13 protein-coding genes and 1 riboswitch are annotated in these 15812 nt (G+C 74.2%); of the genes, 8 read left to right on the top strand and 5 right to left on the bottom strand.

The window, feature by feature from the left end; translation table 11 throughout:
• Positions 1 to 9: 9 nt before the first annotated feature.
• From AB0I42_RS08740 to AB0I42_RS08750, 3 genes are all read left to right on the top strand, one after another.
• Positions 10 to 1830: a glycerol-3-phosphate dehydrogenase/oxidase gene (locus AB0I42_RS08740; RefSeq protein WP_357535678.1), complete on the top strand. Its 1821-nt coding sequence runs from the start codon at positions 10 to 12 to the stop codon at positions 1828 to 1830.
• Between the two features lie 161 nt (positions 1831 to 1991).
• Positions 1992 to 3371, top strand: coding sequence for an MFS transporter (locus AB0I42_RS08745; RefSeq protein ID WP_357535485.1), 1380 nt, complete (start codon positions 1992 to 1994; stop codon positions 3369 to 3371).
• Entirely contained in the window at positions 3368 to 4120 is a 753-nt protein-coding gene (locus tag AB0I42_RS08750) for a MerR family transcriptional regulator (RefSeq protein ID WP_357535487.1), read from the top strand. Before AB0I42_RS08745 ends, AB0I42_RS08750 begins: the two co-directional genes overlap by 4 nt.
• Here the strand turns inward: AB0I42_RS08750 and AB0I42_RS08755 are convergent.
• Positions 4117 to 5511 carry an FAD-linked oxidase C-terminal domain-containing protein gene (locus AB0I42_RS08755; RefSeq protein WP_357535488.1) on the bottom strand — a complete coding sequence of 465 codons (1395 nt, stop codon included), beginning with the start codon at positions 5509 to 5511 and terminating at the stop codon, positions 4117 to 4119. The two genes, AB0I42_RS08750 and AB0I42_RS08755, sit on opposite strands and share 4 nt — an antisense overlap.
• Before the next feature lie 36 nt (positions 5512 to 5547).
• Between AB0I42_RS08755 and AB0I42_RS08760 the strand changes: the two genes are divergently transcribed.
• The gene (locus tag AB0I42_RS08760) at positions 5548 to 5823 is read left to right on the top strand and encodes a DUF4031 domain-containing protein (RefSeq protein ID WP_357535490.1); all 276 of its coding nucleotides are present in this window, start codon (positions 5548 to 5550) and stop codon (positions 5821 to 5823) included.
• 64 nt (positions 5824 to 5887) lie between these two features.
• Here AB0I42_RS08760 and AB0I42_RS08765 read toward each other — a convergent pair whose 3' ends face one another.
• Entirely contained in the window at positions 5888 to 6532 is a 645-nt protein-coding gene (locus tag AB0I42_RS08765; protein WP_357535492.1) for a metal-dependent phosphohydrolase, read from the bottom strand.
• Positions 6533 to 6627: 95 nt separating this feature from the next.
• Here AB0I42_RS08765 and AB0I42_RS08770 point away from each other — a divergent pair, with 95 nt between their 5' ends.
• A complete protein-coding gene (locus tag AB0I42_RS08770) occupies positions 6628 to 7791 on the top strand; it encodes an FUSC family protein (RefSeq protein ID WP_357535494.1) in 1164 nt (387 codons plus the stop codon).
• 2 nt (positions 7792 to 7793) lie between these two features.
• Here the strand turns inward: AB0I42_RS08770 and AB0I42_RS08775 are convergent, their stop codons facing one another.
• The gene (locus AB0I42_RS08775; RefSeq protein WP_357535495.1) at positions 7794 to 9083 is read right to left on the bottom strand and encodes an aminotransferase class V-fold PLP-dependent enzyme; all 1290 of its coding nucleotides are present in this window, start codon (positions 9081 to 9083) and stop codon (positions 7794 to 7796) included.
• Between the two features lie 47 nt (positions 9084 to 9130).
• Positions 9131 to 9281: riboswitch (SAM riboswitch) on the bottom strand.
• A 67-nt stretch (positions 9282 to 9348) separates the two neighbouring features.
• Here AB0I42_RS08775 and AB0I42_RS08780 point away from each other — a divergent pair.
• Complete coding sequence (locus tag AB0I42_RS08780) at positions 9349 to 11097, top strand: PrsW family intramembrane metalloprotease (RefSeq protein ID WP_357535497.1); 1749 nt, start codon at positions 9349 to 9351, stop codon at positions 11095 to 11097.
• Positions 11098 to 11107: 10 nt separating this feature from the next.
• On the opposite strand, the gene AB0I42_RS08785 is transcribed toward AB0I42_RS08780, so the two are convergent.
• The gene (locus AB0I42_RS08785; RefSeq protein ID WP_357535499.1) at positions 11108 to 11446 is read right to left on the bottom strand and encodes a co-chaperone GroES; all 339 of its coding nucleotides are present in this window, start codon (positions 11444 to 11446) and stop codon (positions 11108 to 11110) included.
• Positions 11447 to 11571: 125 nt separating this feature from the next.
• On the opposite strand from AB0I42_RS08785, the gene AB0I42_RS08790 reads away from it, so the two are divergent.
• Positions 11572 to 12867, top strand: a complete 1296-nt coding sequence (locus tag AB0I42_RS08790; protein WP_357535501.1) for an AI-2E family transporter — start codon at positions 11572 to 11574, stop codon at positions 12865 to 12867.
• Positions 12868 to 12898: 31 nt separating this feature from the next.
• On the opposite strand, the gene AB0I42_RS08795 is transcribed toward AB0I42_RS08790, so the two are convergent.
• Positions 12899 to 15100, bottom strand: coding sequence for an ATP-dependent DNA helicase (locus tag AB0I42_RS08795; RefSeq protein WP_357535503.1), 2202 nt, complete (start codon positions 15098 to 15100; stop codon positions 12899 to 12901).
• A 79-nt stretch (positions 15101 to 15179) separates the two neighbouring features.
• Between AB0I42_RS08795 and AB0I42_RS08800 the strand changes: the two genes are divergently transcribed.
• The gene (locus AB0I42_RS08800; protein ID WP_357535505.1) at positions 15180 to 15683 is read left to right on the top strand and encodes a DUF402 domain-containing protein; all 504 of its coding nucleotides are present in this window, start codon (positions 15180 to 15182) and stop codon (positions 15681 to 15683) included.
• Positions 15684 to 15812 lie beyond the last annotated feature (129 nt).

A 15812-nucleotide genomic window follows, 5' to 3' on the forward strand; every position in this document is an offset into this window, starting at 1 on the left:
GACCCAGCCGTGTCCCGATACGCCGCCGGCCAACTGTCCGCGTCCCGCCGGGCGGCCGACCTGCGCCGCCTGCGCGGCGAGCGATTCGACGTGCTCGTCATCGGGGGTGGTGTCACCGGTGTCGGTGCCGCTCTCGACGCCGCGTCGCGCGGGCTCAAGGTGGCGCTGGTCGAAGCCCGTGACTACGCCGCCGGCACCTCCAGCCGGTCCAGCAAGCTGATCCACGGCGGCCTGCGCTATCTCGAACAGTTGGAGTTCGGGCTCGTGCACGAGGCCCTGACCGAGCGCGGGCTGCTCGCCACCCGGCTCGCCCCGCACCTCGTCCGGCCGGTGCCGATCCTCGTGCCGCTGCCGTCCGGTGCCGGCCCGCGCGCCCTGCCCGGCCGGGCCTTCCGGCGCGCCTACTACGGCCTCGGCGTGGCGGCGTACGACGCCTTCGCCGGGGCTTTCGGCGGCGGGCGCGGCATGCCGCTGCACCGCCACCTGTCCCGCGAGGGCGCCCGCCGGATCTTCCCGAGCCTGCGCGCCGACGCGATCGGTGGCGCGATCCGCTACTACGACGGCCAGATGGACGACGCCCGCCTGGTGGTCAACCTGGCCCGCACCGCGGCCAGCCTGGGCGCCGCCGTGGTGACCAGCGCGCGGGCGGTCGCCCTGGTGCGGCAGGCCCGCGAGGTCACCGGGGTCCGGGTCCGTGACATGGAGGCGCCCGCCGGGTCGCCCGACGCCGAGTTCGAGGTACGGGCCCGCACCGTCGTCGCCGCCACCGGGGTCTGGACCGACGACATGTCCCGGATGCTCGGCGACGTGGGTTTGCGGCCCAGCTTCCGGGTACGCGCCTCGAAGGGTGTGCACCTCGTCGTGCCCCGCTCGGCGATCACCGGCGACGCCGGTCTGATCCTGCGTACCGCGACCTCGGTGCTCTTCGTCCTGCCCTGGGGCGGCCACTGGATCATCGGTACGACCGACACCGACTGGCAGCTCGACCGGGCCCATCCGGCGGCGTCGGCCAGCGACATCGACTATCTGCTCGACCAGGTCAACACGGTGCTGGACCGGCCGCTGACGACCGCCGACATCGAGGGCGTCTACGCCGGGCTGCGCCCGCTGCTGTCCGGCGAGGCCGAGTCGACGTCGAAGCTGTCCCGCGAGCACGCGGTCATCGAGCCGATGCTCGGCCTGCTGCTGGTCGCCGGCGGCAAATACACCACCTACCGGGTGATGGCGCAGGACGTGGTCGACCGGGCTGCCCGCCGGCTCGGCGGCGCCCGCCCGTCACGCACCGCCGACCTGCCGCTGCTCGGCGCCGACGGCTACGCCGCGATGTGGCGCGACCGCGCCGACCTCGCCCGCCGGCACGGGATGCCGGGCGGTGTCGTCGAGCACCTGCTGGAGCGCTACGGCACCCTGACCACGCACCTGCTCGCCCTGATCCAGGCCGATCCGCTGCTGGCGACACCGCTGGCCGGGGCACCCGAATACCTGGCGGCCGAGGTGGCCTACGCCGCCCATGCCGAGGGTGCGCTGCACCTGGACGACGTGCTGACCAGGCGCACCCGGATCTCGTTCGAGACCCCGCACCGGGGCAGCGAGTCGGCCGAGCAGGCCGCCGAGATCATGGGCAAGGTGCTGGGCTGGGACGCGACCGTACGGGCCCGTGAGGTCGAGCACTACCTGGCCCGGGTCGAGGCGGAGCGGCAGTCGCAGCGGATGCCCGACGACGCGACCGCCGACGCGGCGCGGATGGGGGCACCCGACGTACGCGGCTTCGCCGCCGACCGGGGCATCGACCTGACCCCGCCTCCGGAGGCCCGCCTCCTGCCCGGCTGACCGCCGGCCGAGACGTATCGGCTGCCCGCCAGGCGAGGCGCATCGGCTGCCCGTCGGGCGAGGCACCGGTTGACCGCCGGCCGAGGCGTATCGGCTCGGCCGCGTCGAGGCCGGGAAAGCGAGCTTGACCCCGCCGTAGCGTCATGGTTTTTGCTCGGACCATGAAGCGGATAACCGTCACCTTCCTGGCCAGCGACTTCCTGTCGCTGTTCGGCAACGCGATCGCGGGCGTGGCCCTGCCGCTGATCGTGTTGCAGACGACCGGCAGCGTCCTGGGGGCCGGGATCGTCGCGGCGGCCACCGCGATCCCGGCGATGCTCGGCGGTCTGCTGACCGGTGTGGTGATCGACCGGATCAACCGGCGTACGGCCTCGATCGCCACCGACCTGATCTCGGCCGGTGCGGTGGCCGCGCTGCCGGTCGTCGACCTGCTGGTCGGCCTCGAACTGGGCTGGTTCATCCTGTTCGGGATCCTCGGGTCGTTCGGGGACGTACCCGGGATGACCGCGCGGGAGGCGCTGCTGCCGGCGATCGTGCGGCACGGCGGGATCGCCGCGGAGCGGCTGATCGGCGTACGGGAGAGCCTGGGTGCCCTGGCGATCCTGGTCGGACCGGCGGCGGCCGGCGGCCTGATGCTCCTGTTCGACGGCTCGACGGTGCTGTGGATCACGGCGGCGACGTCCCTCGGCGCGGCGCTGGTGACCCTGACCCTGCCGCGCCGGGTCGGTGAACTCGAAGCCGCCCCGGTCCCGGCCCCAGCCGCCGCCGGCGCCGGGAGCGCGGCAGACGGCGCCGGGAGCGCGGCAGACGGCGCCGGGAGCGCGGCAGACGGCACCGGGAGCGCAGCTGCCGGCATCGGGAGCGCGGCCACGGCGGAGCCGGGTGGTGGCGACGTGGGGGTGGGGCTGCGACCTGAGCCGGTCACCGGCTGGGCGCAGTTGCGGGAGGGCTGGCGCCTGCTCTTCCGGGGCAGCCCGTTCCTGCTGGCGGTGACCCTGCTCAACCTGGTGCTGGCGACCGTACTCGCCGCCCTGCAGGGCCTGGTCCTGCCGGTGCACTTCACCCTGCTCGACCAGCCGGGCCGGCTCGGCCTGGTGCTCAGCTCGATCGCGCTCGGCACCCTGGTCGGCGGTGCCGCCTACGCGGTCGCCGGCAGCCGGGGACCGCGCCGAGTGTGGCTGGTGGCCGGTTTCGCCGCGAGCGTGGTCGGGATCGCGGTCATCGGCGCGCTGCCGGCCGCCGGCCTCGTGTTCGCCGGCGCCTTCGTGGTCGGCGGATCGATGGGAATGCTCAGCGGACTGCTCGGCGTGCTCATGCTGGAGCGGATCCCGGACCGGATGCGGGGCCGGATCCTCGGGACCCAGAACGCGATCCTGACCGGCGCGGCCCCGCTCGGCATCGTGCTGGCGGCGGTCGCCGTCGAGTACGCCGGACTCGGCGTGACCGCGGTCGCCCTCGCGGCCGTGTGGGCGGTCGCGGCCGTGGCCGCCGTGAGCAGCCGGGCGCTGCGTAACCTGGACGGGGTGCGGGAGAGCGTGTGAACAGCGGCGAGGTGGCCCGGCTGGCCGGCGTGTCCGTACGCACGCTGCGCCACTACCACCAGATCGGGGTCCTGCCCGAACCGCCCCGGGCGGCGAACGGCTACCGGCGGTACCGGGCCGGCGACCTTGTCCGGCTGCTGCGGATCAAGCGCCTCGCGGCGCTGGGCATCCCGCTCGAGCGGATGCCGCAGCTGCTCGACGGCACCGGCCAGGATCCGCCGGAGCTGCTGGACCAGCTCGACCGCGAGCTCGCCGCGCAGATCGAGCGGCTGACCCGGCAGCGGGAGGTTATCGCGCGGATCCGGGCGGAGGGCACCGCCCCGGACATCCCACCCGAACTCGGCCGGTTCTTCGCCGTGTTCGGCGCCGCCGCCACCGACATCTCGCCCGAGCTGACCGCGGCCGACCGCGACCAGTCGATCCTGCTCGCCCACCTGGTCGGCGACCAGGCCATGCCGCAACTCGGCGAGTTCTACGACCTGATGGCCTCCGAGGAGTACGCGCCGCGGGTCGTCGAGTTCGCCCGCCGGTTCGGCGATCTCGGCCCGGAGACCGGGGCGGACGAGCTCGACGCGCTGGTCGAGCAGTTCGTCGAGCTCTTCGGGCCGGCGGTGACCGCGGTGAGCGGTTCGGACGTGCTGCCGACGATCGACGAGAAGCGGGTGAAGCTCCTCGACGATCTGCGCGACGACCAGCTCAACGACGGCCAGCGGACCTTCCTCGCCCGGGTGCAGGCGCGTTTCGCCTAGAGGACCTTGCCCGGGTTCAGCAGTCCGGCCGGGTCCAGCGCCGCCTTGATCGCCTGGTGGACGCGTACGCCCACCGGCCCGATCTCCTTCGCCAGCCACTCCCGCTTCAGCAGGCCCACGCCGTGCTCGCCGGTGCAGGTGCCGCCCAGCCCCAGCCCCAGCTCCATGATCGCGTCGAAGGCGAGCCGGCCGCGTTCGAGGCTCGTCGGGTCGGCCCGGTCGACCACGATGTTCGGGTGCATGTTGCCGTCGCCGGCGTGCCCGACGACGCCGATCGGCACCTGGTACTCGGCGGCGACCTTCTCCACCCCGTCGAGCAGCGACGCCAGCGAGCCGCGGGGCACCGCGACGTCGTCGATGATCAGGCCGCCCCGGCCGCCGGGATAGGTGTCGGCGGCGAACTTCTCCATCGCCGCGTGCGCCAGCCGCCGGGCCTGCAACAGCGCCGCCGCCTCGGTCGCGTCGGTCGCCTGGTAGACCTCGCTCGCCCCGGCCGCCTCGCACACGGCCGCGATCCGGGCCAGGTCGGCGCCGGCCCGCTCGCCGGTGTCGGCCGCCGCGAGGAGCAGGGCCTTCGCCTCGGTCGGCAACCCCATCGACCGGTACGCCTCGATGGCGCCCAGGTGGGTCTGGTCGAGCAGTTCCAGCAGGCTCGGGGTGAGCCCTTCGGACGCGATGGCCGCCACGGCGGCGCCGGCGGCGGCCGTCGACGGGAACACGCCCACCAGGGTCAGCGACTGCTCGGCGGCCGGGCGCAGCGCCACGGTGATCTCGGTGATCACCCCGAGGGTGCCCTCGGAGCCGACGAAGAGCTTGGTCAGGTCGTACCCGGCGACGCCCTTCGCGGTGCGCCGACCGGTGCGCAGCACCTCGCCGGAGGCGAGCACCACCTCCAGGCCGATGACGTACTCGCTGGTCACGCCGTACTTGACGCAGCACATGCCGCCCGCGTTGGTGGCGACGTTGCCGCCGATCGTCGACGACTCCCATGACCCCGGGTCCGGCGGGTAGCGCAGCCCCTGCGCGGCGACCGCCCCGGCCAGCGCCGAGTTGACCACCCCGGGCTGCACCACGGCGATCCGGGCCACCGGGTCGATCTCCCGGATCTCGGTCATCGCGGTGGTGCTGAGCACCACGCAGCCGTCGACGGCGTTCGCGGCGCCGGCCAGCCCGGTCCGCGCCCCCTGCGGTACGACCGGCACCCCGTGCGTGGCGGCGACCCGTACGACGGCGGCGACCTCGGCGGTGGTGCGGGGCCGTACGACGACCGCCGGGAGACCGTACGCGCACAGGTCCGCCTCGTCGCGCTGGTAGCTCACGAGCAGATCGGGGTCGGTCACCACCGCCCGGTCGGGGAGCACGGCGCGCAGGTCACTCAGCAGGTCGGTCATGACTGGCCAGGGTATCGGCCGGTTACCTTGGTGACCATGGTCTACGTGGACCCACCTGCCTGGCCCGCCGACGGGCGGCTGTGGTCGCATCTGGTCAGCGACGTGTCGTACGCCGAACTGCACGCCTTCGCGGCGGGCATCGGCCTGCCCCGGCGGGCGTTCGACCGCGATCACTACGACGTGCCGGAGGAACGGTTCGCCACGGTGGTGGGGCACGGCGCCCGGGTGGTGTCGAGCCGGGAGATCGTCATCGTGCTGCGCCGTTCGGGGCTCCGGCTGCCCAAGCACCTGGCCGGGGCCCGCCGCCAATAGCCGATCCGGCCGCTGCCGCTCGGTCGGCCGTCGCTCGGTCGGCCGTCGCTCGGTTGGCCGTCACTCAGCCCGTCACGGCCAGGGCGGCGAGTTCGCGGCCGAGGTTGGCCCGGGCCGGCGCCTCCCAGTCCCGCGCGAGGACCGGCAGCCGGTAGAGGGCCGGCAGGTCCAGCAGGTGCCGCAGAACGGCTCCCCGGCCGGCCCGGAAGAGTTCGTCGGGCACGTGGGCGTACTCGCGGCGGACGGCGGCGGCGTAGCGGTCGTAGTCGGCGGCCGGCCGGGCGAGTACGGCCAGGTCGGCGTCGCAGAGCAGGGCCCCGTCCCGGTCGTCCGGGGTGGCGCCGTGCCCGGCGGTGAGCAGGACCAGCCGGGCCACCTCGGCGACCGCGTCCGGTGGCACGCCGAGCCCGGTCAGGGTCGCCGTGGCGAGTGCCGCGCTGGCCCGCTCGTTGGCGTCGCCGGCCGCACGCGGGTCGTAGACGGCGTCGTGGAACCAGACGGCGAGGCGTACGAGGTCGGGCCGGTCGGCGTGGTCGGCCTGCCCGTCGACCACCACGAGCACGGCGGCGAGATGGTCGACGGTGTGGTAGTGCCGCTGCGGCTCACCCCACCGGTCGAGCAGGTCGCGGCCGGCGGCGGCGATCGCGGCCGTACCGGTCGCGCCGGCCGCCGTGGCGGCGGCCGACCAGCGGGCGCTCAGTTCGGTCACCGGACCAGTCTGCCGCAGCCGGGCCGGCGCGGTCGTGGCCGGATCCGGGGCGGCCGGTCCACCCATGAACCGGAATCCGTCGGGTATGCCGGCGCATGGCCGCGGACCGGGACAGCACCGAGAGTTCGCCGGCCGCCGGCATGGCACAGCGGTGGCGTGAACGGCGCGAGCGGTTCGACGCCACCTTCCGGGAACGGACCATCAAGGTACGCGCCAACGCCGGGCTGGCGATCCAGGCAGGTGTCGCCGGTGGCCTCGCCTGGTTCGTGGCCGCCCACATCCTGGGCAATCCGGCGCCCTTCTTCGCCCCGATCGCGGCGGTGGTGACCCTGGCCTCGTCCGTCGGGCAGCGCCTCAAACGGACCATCGAGCTGATCATCGGGGTGGCGCTGGGCATCGCGGTCGGCGACGCCATCATCCTGGTGATCGGCACCGGGGCGTGGCAGATCGCCGTGGTGGTGACGCTGGCGATCATCGCGTCGATCTACGTCGGCGGCGGCCCGTCGCTGTTCAACCAGGCCGCGGCTTCGGCCGTGCTGGTCGCCACCCTGAGTCCGCCGGAGGGCGGGATCTACTTCACCCGGTTCTTCGACGCGCTCGTCGGTGGCGTGGTCGCCCTGATCGTCATGACGCTGCTGATCCCGCTCAACCCGCTGCGGGTGGTCGACCGGGCCGTCGACCCGGCGCTCGACACCATGGCCGACGCGCTCAGCGACACCGGCGGCGCCCTGGCCCGCCGGGACGCGGCCCTCGCCGACGCCGCACTGGAGCGGCTGCGCAAGGCGGAGGGCGAGGTACGGACGCTGGAGAGCGCCATCGAGGCCGGCCGGGAGACGGCCGCACTGGCGCCGCTGCGCTGGCACAAGCGGGGCGTGTTGACCAGGTACGTGGACAGTTCCAAGTACATCAGCCGGGCGCTGCGGGACAGTCGGGCACTGGTCCGCCGGGCGGTGACCCAGATCCAGGACGGCGAGCCGGTGCCACCATCCCTGCCCGACGCGGTGTGTGACCTCGGCGAGGCGGCCCGGCTGCTCTACAGCGAGTTGGGGGCCGGGGTGGAGCCGCAGGCGGCCCGGGACCGCGCGGTGCGGGCGGTGATCGGTGCCGCCGGGGCGTACTCGGCGGGGGTCGGCCTGTCCGGCAGCACCGTCGTGGCCCAGGTCCGGTCGATCGCCAGCGACCTGATCGCCGCGACCGGGGTGGACATGGCCGAGGCCAACCGGATGGTCCGGCGGGCCGTCGGCCACACCCCCGGTTGACCTCACCGCCCGGCGAGCGCGGCCAGGAGGCGGTCGACGTGCTCGACCGTGCTGCCCAGCCCGATGCTCGCCCGCAGCGCCGTCGCCGGCGGGTTCCGCCAGCCGCGCCGGGCGGCGGCCTCCGTGATCAGCCGCCGGGTCAGCGGGTGCGCGCAGAACAGGCCGTCCCGTACGCCGATCCCGTGTGCCGTCGCCAGCTCCGCCGCGACCGTCGCCGATTCCCGGCCGGCGACCACGAACGACACGATCCCGACCCGGGGCTCGGCCGCGTCGAAGAGCCGCAGCTCCTCGACGCCGGGGAGCGCGGCGAGACCGGCCCGCAGCCGGGCCAGCAGCGCCTGTTCGTCGTCGTGCAGCGCGCCGCGGTCGGCCGCGCCGAGCGCGGCGCAGACCGCCCCGAGCGCGACCGCGCCGAGCAGGTTCGGGGTGCCCGCCTCGTGCCGGGCCGGGCCGGTCGCCCAGCGCACCTGGTGCGTCGCCGGGCCGACGTAGGCGCTGGCCCCGCCGCCGGCCAGGTACGGCGGGGCGGCGTCCAGCCAGTCGCCGTGCCCGACCAGCACACCGGTGCCGAACGGCGCGTAGAGCTTGTGGCCGGAGACGGCGACGTAGTCGACGTCGAGCGCGGCGATGTCGACCGGGGCGTGCGGGGCGAGCTGGGCCGCGTCGAGTGCGATGCGGGCGCCGTGCCGGTGCGCGACCCGGGCCAGAGCGGCGACCGGCCACCGTTCCCCGGTGACGTTGCCGGCCCCGGTCACCGCCACCAGCACCGGCCGGCCCGGATCGGTGCCCCGGCGCAGCTCGCGCAGAGCGGCGTCGAGCGCCCGTACGGCCGCGTCGGGCGACGCCGGCACCGGCAGCCGCACCGCTCCGGACGGCCAGGGCAGCAGGTTGGCGTGGTGCTCGCTGGCGAAGGTGACGACGGTGCTCGCCGCCGGCAGCGCGTGGGCGAGCAGGTTGAGCGCGTCGGTGGTGTTGCGGGTGAAGATCACATGGTCGTCGGCGCGGGCGCCGAGGAAGTCGGCGACCTCCTCGCGGGCCCGCTCGTAGGCGAGGGTGCAGCGTCGCGACAGCTGGCCGGCGCCGCGGTGCACGCTTGCGTACCAGGGCAGCAGTTCGGTCACCGCGTCGGCGGCGGCCGACGCGCAGGGTGCGGTGGCCGCGTAGTCGAGGTTGATCTGACCGGGCACGCCGAGCACGTCGAGCGGCCGCGTGGCCGGACGTCCCGGGCCGGTCCACGGCAGCGGCTCGGCGGCCCACGGCAGGGTCGCCACGGGGGTGGGGGTCGTGTTCATCGGCCAGCCTCCGGCGATCAGGGACCCCGGGTGTGGCGGAAGGGTGGGGCCCGCGCTTGCCCGGCACCTGGTGGCGACGGGCCCGGTCTTCACCCAGGGCACCCCACCGCGAACCTCGACGAGGGTTGCCGGCCAGCAAGCTGGGGCTTCGGCCCGCACCACAGCGGGGCGGACCGTTGGTCGCTGGCACTCGTGACCTGCACCGGAGCATAACCGCAACACGGGTGACCCGGCGAGTGGTCTTCAACTCGATACGCTGGCGGGCATGGCCGAACTTCCGCCCGGCGGGCAACCACCCGCGTCGCCCGTACCCCCCGGCCCGGTTCCGGGGGACGGGCAGCCCGCCGCGCCACCGGTGGACCGGGAGCCGCCCGGACCCGTCGCCCCGCCGGCGCCGTCGTCGGCACCGCCGGGCGCCGGCCCGCATCCGGCGGCGGCCGTCGTGCCGGGCGTGCCTGGGGTGGCCGTCGAGCCGGGGATGGCCGCCGTGCCGGGCGTACCGGCGGCGGCGGGCGTGCCCGGGGCGGGCTGGCCGTCGGGTCCGGTGCCGGACCCGGCCGGCAAGGCGCGCCGCTGGCGGGTCGGCTGGCGGCGTGGCCTGATCATGGCGGCGACCATCCTGGTGATCGCCGGCAGCGCGATCGCGATGCTGTTGACGCTCGGGCAGAACCTGGGCGTCGAGGCGCTGGTCATCGGTCTGGTGGCGGCGATCCTGCCGGTACCGGTCCTGGTGGTGTGCTTCCTGTGGCTCGACCGCTACGAGCCCGAGCCGATGAAATACCTGGTCTTCTGCTTCGCCTGGGGCGCGGCGGTGTCGACGTACGCGTCGTTGAACGTGAACACCTGGGCGGCCGGGGTGTTCGAGCGCAACGACCTGCCCGACTCGCTGACCGCGGTGCTGGTCGCCCCGTTCATCGAGGAACTGACCAAGACGCTCGGCCCGATCCTGCTGCTGATCGTGCGGCGCCGGGAGTTTTCCGGCATCACCGACGGTATCGTCTACTGTGGAATGTCGGCGATCGGCTTCGCCATGGTGGAGAACATCCTCTACCTGGGCGGCCACGGCTACGCCAGTGGCGCCGAGCAGTACGGCCGCGCCACCGGCGCGCAGATGCTCTTCACCATCTTCATCGTCCGGGTGCTGCTCACCGCGTTCGCCCACCCGCTGTTCACCGCGATGGCCGGCATCGGCCTCGGTATCGCCGCCCGCTCCAGCGACCGGCGGATCCGGGTGCTGGCCCCGTTCGCCGGCCTGCTGCTGGCGATGATGCTGCACGGCGCCTGGAACCTGATGCCGTCGCTCGCCGTCGCCACCGGGCAGAACCTGATCCTGCTCTACGGCTACATCGGCCTGATGGTGCCGATCTTCTTCGGCATGGTCGGGCTGGCCGTGTGGCTGCGCGGCTGGGAGGGCCGGCTGACCGAACGCACCCTGCCGCACTACGTACGGGCCGGCTGGCTCTCACCGCCCGAGGTCGCGTCGCTGGGCAGCCTGGGTCGCCGGCACTCGGCCCGCCGGTGGGCCCGGCGGGTGGCCGGCGAGGCCGGACTCAAGGCGATGCGCGGCTACCAGTTCTCCGCGACCCAGTTGGCCCTCCTGCGCGACGGCATGCTGCGCGGCCTCGACGCCAAGCCCGCCGACCGGGCCGGCGCCGTGCGGGAGGAGGCCGAGCTGCTGGCGGCGATCGTCCGCTACCGGCAGGTCTTCACCGGACGCGACCCGCAGGCGCCCGACGCGCGCTGGGACGGCGAGCGCTATCACATCGCGTTCCCGGACGGGGTGCGACGCGTGGTCGACGCCCCCGACCAGCCGGTCGTGCCGATCCCGGTGGTACTCACGCCGCCACCCCCGCCGCCCGTCCCGGTCCACCCCGGCGCGTACGGCCCACCGGGTGCGTACGGCCCACCCGGCGCATACGGCCCACCCGGCGGCTACGGCCCGCCGGGCGGCTACCCGCCACCGGGTCCGTACGGTCCGCCGCCGGGCGGCTACCCGCCACCGGGCTGGCGGTGACCGTCCCCGCTCAGAGGTAGAGGCCGGTGGAGTCGGTGTCGACCCGTTCGGCCGCGACCGCGTGCAGGTCGCGCTCGCGCAGCAGGACGTAGGCCCGGCCGTGCAGTTCGACCTCGGCGCGGTCCTCGGGGTCGAAGAGCACCCGGTCGCCGGTGACGATGGACCGCACGTGCGGGCCGACGCCGACCGCCTTGGCCCAGGACAGTCGCTTGCCCATGGAGGCGGTCGCCGGGATGACGATGCCGGCGGTGGACCGTCGTTCGCCGTCACTGCCCTCGAGTTGCACCAACACGCGGTCGTGCAGGAGACGGATCGGCAGGCCGGGGTCGTAGTTGGATTCGGCGCTCACGACGGAACCGTACCCCGCCTCGCAACCGGACCCGGCGGCGGTTGAGACACCCCGGCCGGGGGCAACATACGCCGGACTCGGGACCCCGGTGAGCGCTGCTCAGTGCGAACACCCGCTAACGTGGGGTGGCCGAGCGTGAGGAGGTGCTCTTGAACCGCTTCGAGCAGGTACGGGCGAAGATCCGTCGGGCCTACGAAAAGGGCGAGGCATCGGTGCGCGCGAGGAGCCGCTCCCGGCCCGAACCCGAGCCGGCGCCGGCTCTGGTCGAGCCGCCGCCGAACGGGGGATTCGACTCTCCGCCGCCGGAGGTCCACCAGTCCACTTCGAGTCGTGACGACGCCGACGTACCGCACGGCCTGCGGATCGCCGCCGCCTGGTCGTGGCGGCTGATCGTCATCGGCGCGATCGGCTGGGCGATGCTGAAGGTGATCGGCACCGTACGGATCGTCATCATCCCGCTGCTCATCGCGCTGCTGCTGTCGGCGCTGCTCGCCCCGGCCGTCGGCTGGCTGTTGCGGGCCCGGTTTCCCCGCTCGCTGGCCACCGGCCTGGTGCTGGTCGGCGGGCTGGCCGCGGTGGTCGGCACGCTGACCATGGTGGTCAACGAGTTCGTGGCCGGTGTGCCGGAGTTGAGCCGTAACGCGACCAAGGGTGTGCAGCAGATCCAGGACTGGCTGAAGACCGGCCCGTTGCACATGTCGGACAACCAGTTCAGCCGCTACATCGAGCAGGGGCAGCGCTGGATCGACGAGAACACCCAGGCCCTCACCAGCGGCGCCCTGTCCACCGCGACCACCCTCTTCGAGGTGCTCACCGGCGCGGTGCTGGTGCTCTTCGCGACCTTCTTCTTCCTGCGCGACGGCCGCCGGATCTGGCGGTTCCTGGTCCGGCTGCTGCCGGTCGCCGCCCGGTGGCGGGTCGACGACGCGGGGCAGGCGTCCTGGTCGACGCTCGTGTCCTACGTCCGGGCGACCGTGCTGGTGGCCTTCATCGACGCCGTCGGCATCGGCATCTTCCTGGTCATCTTCGACGTGCCGTTCGCCCTTCCGCTGGCCGCGCTGGTCTTCCTCGGGGCGTTCATCCCGATCGTCGGCGCCACCCTGTCCGGCGCGGTCGCCGTGCTGGTGGCACTGGTCGACAGTGGCTGGGTCACCGCGCTGATCATCCTGGGCGCCGTGATCGGTGTGCAGCAGGTCGAGGGGCACATCCTCCAGCCGCTGATCATGGGACGGGCGGTGGCCATCCACCCACTCGCGGTGATCATCGCCATCGCGGCGGGAAGCGTGCTCGCCGGCATCGTCGGCATGCTGGTGGCCGTGCCGCTGATCGCGGTGCTCAACACCGCCGTACGCCGGCTGGCCGGCCGGCGTACGCCGGAGGTGCCGCCCGACGCGGTCGTGGTGGCGTCGAAGACACCCTGACCCGCCGACGCACCGACCGGCACCGGCCCGGTCAGGTGCGGGAGAGTCGTTCCAGCGCCCCCTGCGCGATGTCGGGACGGGTCGTGTACCAGAACGGTGGCAGCGAGCGACGCAGGAACGCCCCGTAGCCCCGGGCGGTCTCCAGCCTGGAGTCCAGCACGGCCACGACGCCCTTGTCGCCCGTCGACCTGATCAGCCGACCGACGCCCTGCGCGAGCCGGATCGCGGCGACCGGCACGCTCACCGAGGCGAAGCCGGAGCCGCCGGTCGCGTCGACCGCCGCCGCCCGGGCCGCCGCCAGCGGCTCGTCCGGGCGCGGGAAGGGCAGCCGGTCGATCACCACGAGCTGGCAGGCGTCGCCCGGCACGTCCACGCCCTGCCACAGCGACATCACGCCGAACAGGCAGCTCGCCCGGTCCTCGCGGAACCGGCGGACCAGCAGCGGCAGCGCCTCCTCGCCCTGGAGCAGCACCGGCAGGTCGGTGCGGGCCCGCAGCAACTCCGCCGCCTGGGTGGCGGCCCGCCGCGACGAGAAGAGCCCGAGGGTACGGCCACCGAGTGCGCCGACCAGCCGGAGCAGCTCCTCGCCGGCCGCCTCGGGCAGGCCGGAGGCGGCCGGCCGGGGCAGGTGCGCGGCGACGTAGAGGATGCCCTGGCGGGGGTAGTCGAAGGGGGAGTCGACGTCGAGCGACCGCCACGGCGGGGAGTCCGTGTCCTTCTCGGCGTCGCCCGGCCGGCCGTCACCGACCCTGGCCGGGGCGGGTTTGCCGTTACCCGGCCCGGCACCGTCGGGCTGGTCGACGGCGGCGCCCGGAGCCAGCCCGAGCGCCCGGGCGATGGTGTCGAACCGGCCGCCGAGGGTGAGGGTGGCCGAGGTCGCCACGACCGTGCGTTCGTCGTAGAGGTTGACAGCCAGGGTGCCGGCGACCGACAGCGGTGCGACGACCAGCGCCCGCCGGCCGCTCTGGGCACCCTCGGGCTTCTCCACCCAGGCCACGTCGTGGTCGGCCTCCTCCAGCAGGCGCTGGGTGGTCTTGGACAGCTCGTCGAGCACCGACTTCGACTGCTGCTTGCGTACGGGGTCCGGGTCGTCGGACTTGACGTCGCCGATCCGGTCCAGCGCGGACCGGGTCGCCGAGTCGAGCAGGGTGCACGCCTCCCGCAGCGGCGGCGGCAGCCCGGCGGTGAGTCGGCCGGCCGGCACCTCGGCGAGCCCGACGGCGAGCGCGTCACCCGCTTCGACCAGCGTCTCGGCGATCTCCGGGGGCAGCAGCGGGCGGGACTGCCGGGCGGCCCGCTCGACCGCCTCGGCGGTCAGCTCGGCCTGCGCCGCGGACGAGACCCGGTCGGCCAGTTCGTGTGCCTCGTCGATGATCAGGAGCTTGTGCGGCGGCACGATGTGCCGGCCGGCGAGCATGTCGACGGCGAGCAGGCTGTGGTTGGTCACCACGATGTCGGCCTCCCGCGCCCGGACCCGGGACGCCTCGGCGAAGCACTCGTCGCCGTACGGGCAGCGGGTCGCGCCGACGCACTCCCGGGCCGGCATCGAGACCTGCCGCCAGGCGGTGTCGTCGACTCCGGGGTCCAGCTCGTCGCGGTCACCGGTCTCGCTGGTCAGCGCCCAGTCGCGGACCCGTTGGATCTGCTTGCCGAGCCGGCCGGCCTCGCCGAGCCAGCCGGTGCTGTTGCCGCCGGACCCCGGCGAGTCGAAGAGGGTGTCCGGCGCGTCCTCTGTGGAGTGGTCGAGTTTGGCCATGCACACGTAGTGGTGGCGGCCCTTCAGCACGGCGTACGTCGGCCGGCGGCCGAGCACCGGCTCGACGGCGTCGGCGAGCCGGGGCAGGTCGTGCTCGACGAGTTGGGACTGGAGGGCGAGGGTGGCCGTGGAGACCACGACCGGCCCGTCCACGGTGAGCGCCGGGGCGAGGTAGGCCAGCGACTTCCCGGTGCCGGTGCCGGCCTGCACGAGCAGGTGCTCGCGGGAACCGATCGCGTCGTCGATCGCCGACGCCATCTGCTGCTGGCCGGGGCGGGCCGCGCCGCCGGGCACCGCACCGACGGCGGCCGTGAGCAGGTCGTCGGTGCTCACCCTTCCGCGTCGACGTCGGGTGCCGGGAGTGCCGGTGGCGGCGGTTCTGGCTGCGGAGGTGGGCGCGGCGGTCACCGTGCGACCGTACCGGTAGCGGCCGACACGGCCGCGCCGATCCGGGTCACGCCCCGCCGTGCCCGGCATACCGGTTGTTCATTTCCTGACAATGTGAGAAGTGTTCATGGGCCGGCATTCGTTGTGACCTATCAGTTAGGGTGCGGTCATGCCGAGCGATGTTGTGCGGGTCGTTTATCGCAAATACGACGGTTCCGCCCATCGTGACTACCCCGCCCGGCGCCTCGCCGAGGACGACCTCGGCACCTGGCTCGGCGTCACCGCCGGCACCCCGTCCGTCTACCATGGCCGGCCGTCGGTCGAGCAGATCCCGTTCGTCCTCTTGGTCCCGCACGCCGCCTGGTGGACCGGGATGTTCAACCCGGAGCCGCGCACCAGCGAGGTCTACTGTGACATCGCCACGCCGGCCCGCTGGGAGGGCGACACCGTCCACATCATCGACCTCGATCTCGACGTGGTGCGCCGGCGGGCGACGGGTGCGGTGGAGCTGCGCGACGAAGACGAGTTCGCCGATCACGGTGCCCGGTTCGGCTACCCGGAGGACCTGATCACCGAGGCCCGGGCTGCGGCGGCGTGGCTGTTCCTCGCGCTCGGCGACGGCACCGAGCCGTTCGCGACCGCCTACCGCAAGTGGTTGGCCCTGGTCGTCTGAGCCGGCCGCCACCGCCGTACGGCATCCTCCGGACCCGTCGACTGGCGAGCCGGCTGTCGCCGGGCGGCTCCCGCTCGGCATGATCGCCTGGTGGGCCCGTGGGCGGCCCGGTGCGAGACGCGAGTGAGG

This window comes from Polymorphospora sp. NPDC050346, from assembly GCF_040655695.1.
Taxonomy (GTDB): Bacteria; Actinomycetota; Actinomycetes; order Mycobacteriales; family Micromonosporaceae; genus Polymorphospora; species Polymorphospora lycopeni.